This window comes from Brevundimonas sp. UBA7838, from assembly GCF_002500885.1.
Taxonomy (GTDB): Bacteria; Pseudomonadota; Alphaproteobacteria; order Caulobacterales; family Caulobacteraceae; genus Brevundimonas; species Brevundimonas vesicularis_C.
The window spans coordinates 1-8,547 of sequence record NZ_DLTK01000034.1 but is presented as its reverse complement, the minus strand read 5'-3'; the positions used below and the strand labels follow the sequence as shown (position 1 = coordinate 8,547).

The window sequence follows — 8,547 nt, the reverse complement described above, 5'->3', positions numbered from 1 at the left end:
GGCTCGGGCGTGGCGACCGGCGCGGCCTCCATCGGGGTCGTCGCCGAGGCGCCCGGCGCCGTCTGGGCCTCGACCGGTTGAGGGTCGGAGGCCGGCTGGCAGGCGCCCAAGGTGATCGCCGCTGCGGCGGCTAGGATCGGGACTCTCATGTGACAAGCTCCTGAAAGAAAAGGGCGATGATCGGGTCGATTTCCCGCGACGCCCTCATACTAGAATACGCGGACGGGCGCCGCATCCCTCGCCGCCTGGAGGTCGATCGACGGAGCGCCGCTGCGGCCCGAGCGGGGCTAAGGCGCGACGAAGGTTCCGAGGACCCTCGAGCTGATCACTCAAGAGCGGCCCGGACAGCGGGCGTGTCGTCCAGCGCCTCGGACAGCTTGCGACGAGCCCGCGCCACGCGGGTCTCCACGGTCTTGATGGAGACACCCAGCATCCCGGCCGTTTCCGCCTGACTGCGCCCTTCGATCGCCGTCAGCATAAGCGGAGCCTTGAGGTGCGGCGGCAGACGGCTCATGGCCTCGTTCAACCGCGCCAGCCTTGCGCTGGCATCCATCCGGTCATCCACCGCCTCGGCCCCGTCCGGCACGGACATGGCTTCCGGCGACGACAGGTCGACGTCGCCCCGGATGAGCCGCCGAACGAAGCGGCGACGGCTCCAGTCCCGGCATTTATTGAGTGCGATGGTCCGGATCCAGGCCTCGAAGGGTCGGACCGGGTCGTAGCGGCGAATGTTGATCCAGGCCGCCGCATAGGTGTCCTGCAACAGGTCCCAGGCGTCCTGTTCATCGCCGACATAGCGCCGGACGAAACGGAACAGAGAAGTCTTGGTCTGCCGCATCAACTCGCTGAAGGCCGCCCGGTCCCCGCCGGCGGCGCGGGCTGACAGGTCGTTGGGGCTGTCCACGCGGAACGCTAGCCTTCGTCGGGCGCGAGGGCCTCGACGATACGGTCGTCGAATACCTCGGCCTGGGCCGGCGTCAGAACGGACCGCATCTCGAAGACGTGGGCGATCGTCTCCTTCTGCAAGGCGCCCATGGCGACGTGGAAATGGTCCACCGCCGCCTGGACTTGGGGACCGTCGCCGTCGCTCCGTGCGATCGCGCGCGCCAGTTCCTGATTGGCCGCGCGGACGTCCGCTTCGAGCGCGGGCCGGCGCGCGGCGAACCGGGCTTCGACTGCGTCGATGCGGGTCAGCTGGTCGGGCGAGAGCTTCAGGTCGTGGTGCACGATGTCGTGCAGGGATGGCGGTTCGCGCCGGCTCAGCACCCAGCTGGCGCTGATCCAAGTGCCCGCGCCGCTGGCGACCGCCGCCAGGACGGCCGTCAGGGCGATGGCCTGCCAGCCGCGCTTCATCGGCCGGTTTCCAGTCTCACCAGAGGCGACAGGCCCGCGTCGACCGTGAAAATGGCCATCTCCCCGGCCGGTCTGGGGGCGGCGACCGCGCCGACGCCGCCTGCCGTCAGGCCGGTGACCAGGGCCATGGCGACGGCCCCCAAACGCAGTTGCGACGCGAGCCTTTCGCCGCGAAGCGCGTCGACCCGGCTCCAGACGAGCGGTTCGAGCCCGTCGAGCGACCGGCCCAAGGGCGTCGCCGCCGATCCGGCCAAAAGATCATCCAAATTACGCGCCATCGAACACTCTCCTTGCGCCCCTAATCCCTACTACGCCGAAACAAGCCAAATCCCTCAAACGAGGGGACGGCCTCCCCGGTGCGTAGTTAGCAGAAGGGACGGGATGGGAGAGAACAATGTCGATACGCAAACTTCTGTCGGGGATCGCCCTGGTGGTGGCGCTGTCTGTCAGCGCGCCCGCGTTCGCGCACGAGGATCATGACAAGCAGGCCGCGGCCCGTGCCCAGGCCGCCGCGCCGGCGGGCGCCGTGCCAGAAGGCGGCGTGATGGCCATGCCGGGGATGGCTATGGACATGGACCACGGGGCCATGACGGCGGACGAGGGTCCCAAGCCAATGCCCCAGCGCCTGTATCGCTGGCTCGGCGCCATGCATCCCGCCGCCGTCCATTTCCCGATCGCGCTGTTCCTCGTCGCCGCGCTCCTCGAGATCGCCGCCCTGACGCTGCGTCGGCCGGTCCTGACCCAGGGCACGCGGGTGATCATCGCCCTGGCGGCGATCTCCGCGGTCGCCGCGGTGGCGCTGGGATGGTTCGCTATGGGGCTGCCCGGGAAGGACGATGTGACTCACCTCTACCATCGGTGGCTCGGCACCTCGATCGCCGCGCTCGGCCTGCTGAGCTGGTGGGCGAAGGAACAATGGGTCCGCCGGCCGGGGCGCGGGCGCGAGCTGATCTACATCGGTCTTTTGACCGTGACCGCCGCCGCCGTGGTGGTCAACGGCCTGCTGGGCGGGATGCTGACCCATGGCATGAGGCATCTGATGTTCTGACGGCCTTGGGGTCCGTCGTCGCCCGAACGCCTCGTTCTTCATCTACTTCGCCGGACCGGGTTCTACTGCGGCCGCGGCAAACCAGGAGACTGCACCATGATGTTCCGTTCAGCACTCGCCGGATCGGCGGTCGCCGCCCTCCTCGCGACCTCCGGCCAAGCGCAAGCTCAATCACAGGCGCCGGCCCGCTCCCACGCCCCCGGCTCGGCCCATACGCCAGGCTCGGCGCACGCCCCCGGCGATGCGCAATCCGCTGACGAGGCCCAGGTCCGAGCGGTCGTCACCGCCTACAAGGACGCCATCGAGCGGATGGACGTGTCGCAGACGCCGGCCCTGTTCTGGACCGACTCGGAGATCTTCGAGAACGGCGGCGTGGAGGGATCGTTCGCCTATTATCTGGAGCACCATCTCGGGCCCGAATTCGCCGATCTGGCCGGCTTCGACTTCCGCAACCACGAAATGAAAGTCGAGGTTGACGGCGACACCGCCTTCGTGAGCGAGACCTACACCTTCCACATCACCTTCAAGTACGGAGCCCGGGCCCCCATAGAGCGCCGCGGCGCCGCCACGAGCGTCCTGCGCAAGCGGGGTGACGAGTGGAGGTTCGACGTCTATCACTCCTCGGCCCGGCCCTTCCGCCCCGCCGCCTGATCGCGGCGGCGACCGTCATCGGCGGCCTCCAGATATCGCTCGCCAGAGGGACCCATGAGATCGATGCCCACCCTTTCACGCCGTGCGTTTCTGGCCGCGGGGGCCGGCTCCGTCGCCGTCGCGGCCTGCGCTCCGGGCGCCCGTTCATCGACCGAGCTCGCGGTCTACAAGACCCCGACCTGCGCCTGTTGCACGGCCTGGGTGGATCACATGCGCGCCGCCGGCTTCAAGGCGCGGGTCAACGAACTCCCGAGCCTTCGCTCTATACGCAGCACCCAGGGCGTGCCCGAGGCGCTCGCCTCCTGCCACACGGCCATGATCGGCGGCTATGTCCTCGAGGGCCATGTGCCGGCCGAGGATGTCCGCAAGCTTCTGGCCGAACGTCCCGAGGCCGTGGGCCTCGCAGTGCCGGCGATGCCGCTGGGGTCTCCCGGCATGGAGACGCCAGACGGCCAACGTGAGCCCTATGAGACCCTGCTGATCCTCAAGGGCGGCGGTACGCGCGTCTTCGCGCGTCGCGGCTAGGCGAGGCCCAGGGATGAAGGTTCTCAAGCTCTCCACCCAGCTGCACAAATGGATTGCGCTCGTCGTCGGCCTTCAGGTGCTGTTCTGGGTCGGCGGCGGTCTGGTGATGACGGCCATTCCGATCGAGACGGTGCGCGGCGAACATCGGGCGGTTGACCTCAAGCCGAGCCCGCTGGAGCTCGGCGCGCTTCCGGCACTGAGCGAGATCGCGCGCCGAGCGGGCGTCGCGCCTGTCCAGGCGGAGCTTCACACGACGCCGCGGGGGGCGGCCTGGACCTTGAAGCCGGCGTCGGGCGAGCCAGTCGTCGTGTCCGCCGCGACCGGCCGGCCGTTCGGACCGATGTCGGCCGCCGACGCCTCGGCCTTCGCCAAGGGCGCGTACAAGGGCGAGGCGCGGGTTTCCGGCGCGGTTCTTCTGGCGACGGCGCCCGAGGAGACGGGACGCACCGGACCGCTGTGGCGGGTAGACTTCGCCGACCGCGAAAAGACGGCCTTCTACCTGTCGCCAGCGACAGGCGAAGTGGTGACGCGCCGCTCGGGCGTGTGGCGGATCTTCGACTTCTTCTGGCGACTGCACGTCATGGACTGGAACGACGGCGAGGACTTCAATCACCCCCTGATCATCATCACTACCGCCTTGACCCTGAGCATTGTGATTTCGGGCTTCATCCTGCTGTGGATACGGATCTCCCGCGACCTGAAAATGGCGCGTGCGGTTCGCAAGCGGGAGCCATGAGGCAGGCGACGGCTCGATCACAGGAAGCTCTGCCAAGAGACAACGACCGGACTTCACCACCGCGTCTCGCCGCCCTGACCACCGCCTGGCCGCCGCACATCCTGCGGCAAGAGGACGTCGCGGCCAACGGGGCCGAAATGTTCGCCACGACCCACGGCGGTTTCGAGCGGCTGGCGCCTATCTATCGAAACGCCTTGATCGACACACGGCATTCGTGCGTCCCAATGGACTGGTATCTGCAGCCGCACAGCTTCGCGGAGCGGAACGACCTGTTCCTGGAACACGCAGTCGCCCTGATGGCCGAGAGCACGACGAGCGCGCTGGAGCAAGCGGGGTGATCGCGACCTTGGCCGGTTTTGGACCACTCGGATCATCACCTGCCCGGCGCGCCGCTAGTCCGATCCGGCCCTTCCGGGTCATTCGTCATCCCAACTACTGGATCGCATCTCTTGAGATCGCCATCCTGCCGCTGGTTTTCGGCCAGGTCTGGATAGCAGTGGTGTTCACCGCGCTTAATGCCATGCTGATCACCTGGCGGGTGCGGCTGGAGGATCGCGCTCTTGCCTATCAGGCCTGTGAGCCAGAACGACCTGGATGCGAGGCGGGCCAGTCACCGACGATCAGGTCACGCGGTGCGAAATCTCGGTCAGAGCCCTGAGACCGGTTCCGAAGCGGGCGATTGATGCCCGGTGCCGTTCCAGTTCTCCGTAGGGCAGATAGCGCACATTGAGATCGGCGATCCGGCTGAAGGCCGGACGTTGCAACTGCGCCCGCACATCGTTTTCGCGGCTGTCGGGAGCGACCAGGAAAAGGCCGGCGGAGATGTTTAGTTCGCCTGACAGGGCGAGGTCCAGCATTCGCACGACACCGGAGTAGATCGTGGTGGAATGCTCGACCTCGAAGGCGGCCGCCACGCGGTCCGCGTCTCCCTCCAGCCAGAGTACGTCGATCAGCCGGATGGACTCGGCGCCTGGACCGTTCGCCAGCGACGGCGGTAGTTGTTCTAGGCAGCCCTCGCTCAGGCGTGCGCCCTCGTGCTGGCGCCCGCGGTCATTGGACGCGATCCAGACCCTGTAGCCCAGCGCGCGACCCAGATCACGGACCCAGGCCTGGATCTCTGTGTGGGTCCGGTCCGTCTCGCCCTGCTGGAGCGCGGTCTTCTCGAACTTGACCGCTTCGGCGCGCGCTTCGGCCAGCCGCGCGTCCCAGCCGCTGGCGGACAGACTCTCGTCGTCCAGGGGCGGCGCGGGATAACGGCCGGAGCCCACGTCGAACAGGAAGCCCGCGATCGCCCCGAGATCGTTGGACAGAAGATCGCTGTAGCGAGCGTTGAGGGCCAAAATTCCTTGCCGCATCGCAAGGTAGTGCTCCCAGCTCCCGAGCTTGACCTTTGATCCGGTGATCGCGTTGTAGCCGTTGACGATCGCGGTATTGAACGGCGAAACGTGGGTGGGATGGAGAAAATAGATCAGGTTGGCCACTGCAGGCCCGAGTCCCTTGATTCGGAGTTGGTCGATCGTGCGGATGCCCGCGAGAATTTCCGTTGCTGTCGAACAACAGCTGCAGTGATGCAGGAGCCGGCCGAAAGCGCGTTGATTGGCCGGGTTTTCGTAGATGTCCGGGATGCGAAGTTTGGGCTTCCAGAGGAAGGCATGGTCCGCGCCCTTGAAGATCTGCCGTTGTTCGGCCACCGAATGAACGATCGTCTCCAGCGACGACCCGCGATAGGCCACGCCGAACCGGCCTGCTTCGATCTCCTTGACGACCTGGCCGATGCCGCGACGGATGGAGCGGAAATTCTTCAGACGCTCGTCCCACAAGAACCAGGTCTGGTAGGTCGCAGCCGGGTCGCGCCGCCACTGTTCAATAAGATCACGAACTCGATCTGACACGGCGCGCCCCCCGATTTCTGACCAGTCTAGGCGGTTCCCGACGGCCGGGACAACGGCCATTTGCCGGTCCCCAAGCCGACACGCAGCTCCAGCGAAGTCGGCGCGCGCCAACGGCTACATCGCCATTTCCATGGCCGAGACCGGAGCCAGGGTTCCCATGATGGACACCAGGGCCAGCAGCCCCAGGGCGAGGAGGGTCTCCATCACCAAGCTGCGTTTCAGCCGTGAAATGGCGGGGCCAAGATACTCGGGATCGTCCAGGGCGCTGCCGAGGTGGGGCGTCAGATAAAAGCGGTTCGCGGCCGCCAGAACCAGCATGAGCGCGAAGAGCACGAGCTTGCCCGTCAACAGCAGACCGTAGGGCGTGCTCAAGAGGCCAGCGATACGATCGGGTCCGACCATGAACCAGCTGTTCACCAGTCCGCTCAGAACCAGGACGGCGACCGATGCGGATCCGACGCCGGCGAATCCGTGAAGGGCTCGATAGAGGATCCTATCGCCATCGACCGTTTCTGACCGCCGCCGCAACGTCAGGATCAGCAAGGCCGCGAGCGCGCCGAGCCACACCGCCGCCGCCCAGCTGTGCAGGATCGCGGCCGTCAGATGAACATAGCGCCCCGCGCCTTCGGTGGCCGCGCCGTGTCCCGTCCAGGCGAAGCTGGCGCCGACGATAAGACCGGCGACAGCGACGAATTTCCACAGGCCGCGGGACGGCTTGTCTTGAATGAGCGCAAGAAGCGCGAGCAACGCGGCCAGCGTCCGGACGAGAAAGGCGGGTCCGAGGCTCGTGCCCGTGAGCATGAAGCCGAGCGTCGCCGGCTTGAGACCTTCAGTCAGCGAGCCCGCCATCACAGCGGTCTGGGCCGCGAAGGCGGCGGCGGAGCCTATGGCGACCACGGCCGCCGCGCTGACCAGCAAGGATCTCGTCCAGCCGAGGGCCACCGCGTCCGACCCGCGCAACCCGTAGAGGAGGAACAGCGGCGTCCCGAGCAGGACGACCGCGCCGCCGTACTGCGCGAGCCGGAGCAGGATGACCAGAACGTCGAGCACGATGGGTCAGCGGACCGTGAAGGCGATGGCGCCGGTCATACGGTGGCCGTCGGCGGAGGCGGCATGCCAGTTGAGGCTGTAGGCGCCGGCCGCGAGCGGTCGCGCCGTCCGTCCCGAAACGGTCATGCCGTCATCGGAGACGGTGGTCGCGACCGGGAATTTGGCACCGGCGGCGTTCACGACCTCGAGGCCCGAGAAAGCGGGAACGACGCGTTCGCTGAAGGTGACCGTCAGCGAACGCGGCGAGGCGATGCTCGCGCTCGCCGCCGGGTTGGAGGCGACGACGCGCGCGTGGGCGGCAGCCTGCGTCGCCCCCAACAGCAGGGCGCCGACGGCGCCGACGACGGAAAGGATTTTGCGAGTGGTCATAGGGAGGCTCCGAAACCAGAGGGGTTCAATGAGTTATACGGGCGCCGGGGTTGAATCCCTCGTTCGAACTGCGGGCGGGCGCGCGCTGATCCGGAGCATTGCGTTGCGCGCGCCCGACGCCAGCCCGTCGGTCGCTTGACACGGCCGGCCGACGGGCGTGGGATGAACGCGCATGTGGAACCTCGTCCGCACCCTTCTGTTCGCCCTGGCGGTGGCCGGCTTCGTCGGCCAGTCGTCCGCGCACGCCACGCCGTTCCAGGTATTCGAAGCGACGGGCGGCATGGCGGACATGGATTGCGCCGAGATGATGGTGATGGCGGACGGGCCTTCCGGCGGCGCTACTAGCCCTTGCGACGAGATGACGCCCGACTGCATCGCCAAGATGGGCTGCGCCGCCGTCGCGGCGCCCATGCCGCCGGCGCCGACCGTTCAACGGCCTTCGGCTCCGCGGGGACTCCGGTTCGCAGCCGTCGATGTCGTGCGAGAGGGCGCAGGCCCGCTTCCACTGAAGAATCCGCCGAAACGGCTGGCGTAGACCGCTTCCGCTGATCGAAGGCCGTGAGCGCCGTTGCGCGGGCGACCGCCGATCGATCGATCCGAGCCCTTCGCCGATGTCCCGCCCTCAAGGCGGGTCAAGTGGTTTCGAGGAATTCCATGACCATTCGTTTGAGGTCGGCGATACGCGCGTCTGCGTGTCCGCCGCCCCGTGTCCGCCGGCCGCGCGTCCTAACGCGACGCGCCGAGGTTTCGGCGCCGTCCGCGCGCCGTGCTCTGATCGCAAGCTGGGCGATCCTCCCGGCTTCCATTTTGCTCGTGAGCGTCTGGACCGCGCCTTCCAAGGCCGACCCCCAGACCTTCGACGAGGCCCTGGCCCGCGCGGCGGCCGGAGCGCCCGGCCTCAGAGCCAGCGCCCTGGGGGTGGA

General features: G+C 67.7%; 13 protein-coding genes. 7 read left to right on the top strand and 6 right to left on the bottom strand.

The window, feature by feature from the left end; genetic code table 11:
- Positions 1-325 precede the first annotated feature (325 nt).
- From B3T77_RS02160 to B3T77_RS02150, 3 genes are read right to left on the bottom strand one after another with little or no spacing between them, the layout of a single operon-like run.
- Positions 326-904 (bottom strand): RNA polymerase sigma factor, encoded by a 579-nt coding sequence (locus B3T77_RS02160; protein WP_230307708.1) that lies wholly within the window; start codon positions 902-904, stop codon positions 326-328.
- 8 nt (positions 905-912) lie between these two features.
- On the bottom strand, positions 913-1,353 hold the full coding sequence (locus tag B3T77_RS02155; RefSeq protein WP_088582505.1) for a Spy/CpxP family protein refolding chaperone: 441 nt from the start codon (positions 1,351-1,353) through the stop codon (positions 913-915).
- Complete coding sequence (locus B3T77_RS02150; RefSeq protein WP_088582506.1) at positions 1,350-1,631, bottom strand: hypothetical protein; 282 nt, start codon at positions 1,629-1,631, stop codon at positions 1,350-1,352. The genes B3T77_RS02155 and B3T77_RS02150 overlap by 4 nt, the downstream gene beginning before the upstream one ends.
- Positions 1,632-1,747: 116 nt before the next feature.
- On the opposite strand from B3T77_RS02150, the gene B3T77_RS02145 reads away from it, so the two are divergent.
- From B3T77_RS02145 to B3T77_RS16340, 6 genes are all read left to right on the top strand, one after another.
- Positions 1,748-2,401 carry a DUF2231 domain-containing protein gene (locus B3T77_RS02145; RefSeq protein ID WP_088582507.1) on the top strand — a complete coding sequence of 218 codons (654 nt, stop codon included), beginning with the start codon at positions 1,748-1,750 and terminating at the stop codon, positions 2,399-2,401.
- Between the two features lie 96 nt (positions 2,402-2,497).
- Complete coding sequence (locus B3T77_RS02140) at positions 2,498-3,052, top strand: YybH family protein (protein ID WP_088582508.1); 555 nt, start codon at positions 2,498-2,500, stop codon at positions 3,050-3,052.
- Positions 3,053-3,106: 54 nt separating this feature from the next.
- Positions 3,107-3,577 (top strand): DUF411 domain-containing protein, encoded by a 471-nt coding sequence (locus tag B3T77_RS02135; RefSeq protein WP_349681204.1) that lies wholly within the window; start codon positions 3,107-3,109, stop codon positions 3,575-3,577.
- A 13-nt stretch (positions 3,578-3,590) separates the two neighbouring features.
- Positions 3,591-4,313, top strand: coding sequence for a PepSY domain-containing protein (locus B3T77_RS02130; protein WP_088582510.1), 723 nt, complete (start codon positions 3,591-3,593; stop codon positions 4,311-4,313).
- Complete coding sequence (locus B3T77_RS02125) at positions 4,310-4,651, top strand: hypothetical protein (protein WP_088582511.1); 342 nt, start codon at positions 4,310-4,312, stop codon at positions 4,649-4,651. The genes B3T77_RS02130 and B3T77_RS02125 overlap by 4 nt, the downstream gene beginning before the upstream one ends.
- The gene (locus tag B3T77_RS16340) at positions 4,648-4,971 is read left to right on the top strand and encodes an isoprenylcysteine carboxylmethyltransferase family protein (protein ID WP_205678542.1); all 324 of its coding nucleotides are present in this window, start codon (positions 4,648-4,650) and stop codon (positions 4,969-4,971) included. The genes B3T77_RS02125 and B3T77_RS16340 overlap by 4 nt, the downstream gene beginning before the upstream one ends.
- Here the strand turns inward: B3T77_RS16340 and B3T77_RS02120 are convergent.
- The 3 genes from B3T77_RS02120 to copC are packed head-to-tail and all read right to left on the bottom strand — an operon-like array spanning position 4,934 to position 7,624.
- Positions 4,934-6,265 carry a type II restriction endonuclease gene (locus B3T77_RS02120; RefSeq protein WP_240612156.1) on the bottom strand — a complete coding sequence of 444 codons (1,332 nt, stop codon included), beginning with the start codon at positions 6,263-6,265 and terminating at the stop codon, positions 4,934-4,936. The two genes, B3T77_RS16340 and B3T77_RS02120, sit on opposite strands and share 38 nt — an antisense overlap.
- 54 nt (positions 6,266-6,319) lie before the next feature.
- On the bottom strand, positions 6,320-7,255 hold the full coding sequence (copD, locus tag B3T77_RS02115; protein ID WP_088582512.1) for a copper homeostasis membrane protein CopD: 936 nt from the start codon (positions 7,253-7,255) through the stop codon (positions 6,320-6,322).
- Between the two features lie 6 nt (positions 7,256-7,261).
- Positions 7,262-7,624 carry a copper homeostasis periplasmic binding protein CopC gene (gene copC / locus B3T77_RS02110; protein ID WP_088582513.1) on the bottom strand — a complete coding sequence of 121 codons (363 nt, stop codon included), beginning with the start codon at positions 7,622-7,624 and terminating at the stop codon, positions 7,262-7,264.
- A gap of 172 nt (positions 7,625-7,796) precedes the next feature.
- Here copC and B3T77_RS02105 point away from each other — a divergent pair, with 172 nt between their 5' ends.
- Entirely contained in the window at positions 7,797-8,159 is a 363-nt protein-coding gene (locus B3T77_RS02105) for a hypothetical protein (RefSeq protein ID WP_088582514.1), read from the top strand.
- The last annotated feature ends 388 nt before the right edge of the window (positions 8,160-8,547 follow it).

Excerpts from the sequence above, each read along its gene's own strand:
- B3T77_RS02120 (WP_240612156.1), bottom strand. The coding sequence starts at position 6,265 with ATGGCCGTTGTCCCGGCCGTCGGGAACCGCCTAGACTGGTCAGAAATC.
- B3T77_RS02130 (WP_088582510.1), top strand. The coding sequence starts at position 3,591 with ATGAAGGTTCTCAAGCTCTCCACCCAGCTGCACAAATGGATTGCGCTC.
- copC (WP_088582513.1), bottom strand. The coding sequence starts at position 7,624 with ATGACCACTCGCAAAATCCTTTCCGTCGTCGGCGCCGTCGGCGCCCTG.
- B3T77_RS02145 (WP_088582507.1), top strand. The coding sequence starts at position 1,748 with ATGTCGATACGCAAACTTCTGTCGGGGATCGCCCTGGTGGTGGCGCTG.
- B3T77_RS02155 (WP_088582505.1), bottom strand. The coding sequence starts at position 1,353 with ATGAAGCGCGGCTGGCAGGCCATCGCCCTGACGGCCGTCCTGGCGGCG.
- B3T77_RS02140 (WP_088582508.1), top strand. The coding sequence starts at position 2,498 with ATGATGTTCCGTTCAGCACTCGCCGGATCGGCGGTCGCCGCCCTCCTC.
- B3T77_RS02150 (WP_088582506.1), bottom strand. The coding sequence starts at position 1,631 with ATGGCGCGTAATTTGGATGATCTTTTGGCCGGATCGGCGGCGACGCCC.
- B3T77_RS02135 (WP_349681204.1), top strand. The coding sequence starts at position 3,107 with ATGAGATCGATGCCCACCCTTTCACGCCGTGCGTTTCTGGCCGCGGGG.
- B3T77_RS02125 (WP_088582511.1), top strand. The coding sequence starts at position 4,310 with ATGAGGCAGGCGACGGCTCGATCACAGGAAGCTCTGCCAAGAGACAAC.
- B3T77_RS02105 (WP_088582514.1), top strand. The coding sequence starts at position 7,797 with ATGTGGAACCTCGTCCGCACCCTTCTGTTCGCCCTGGCGGTGGCCGGC.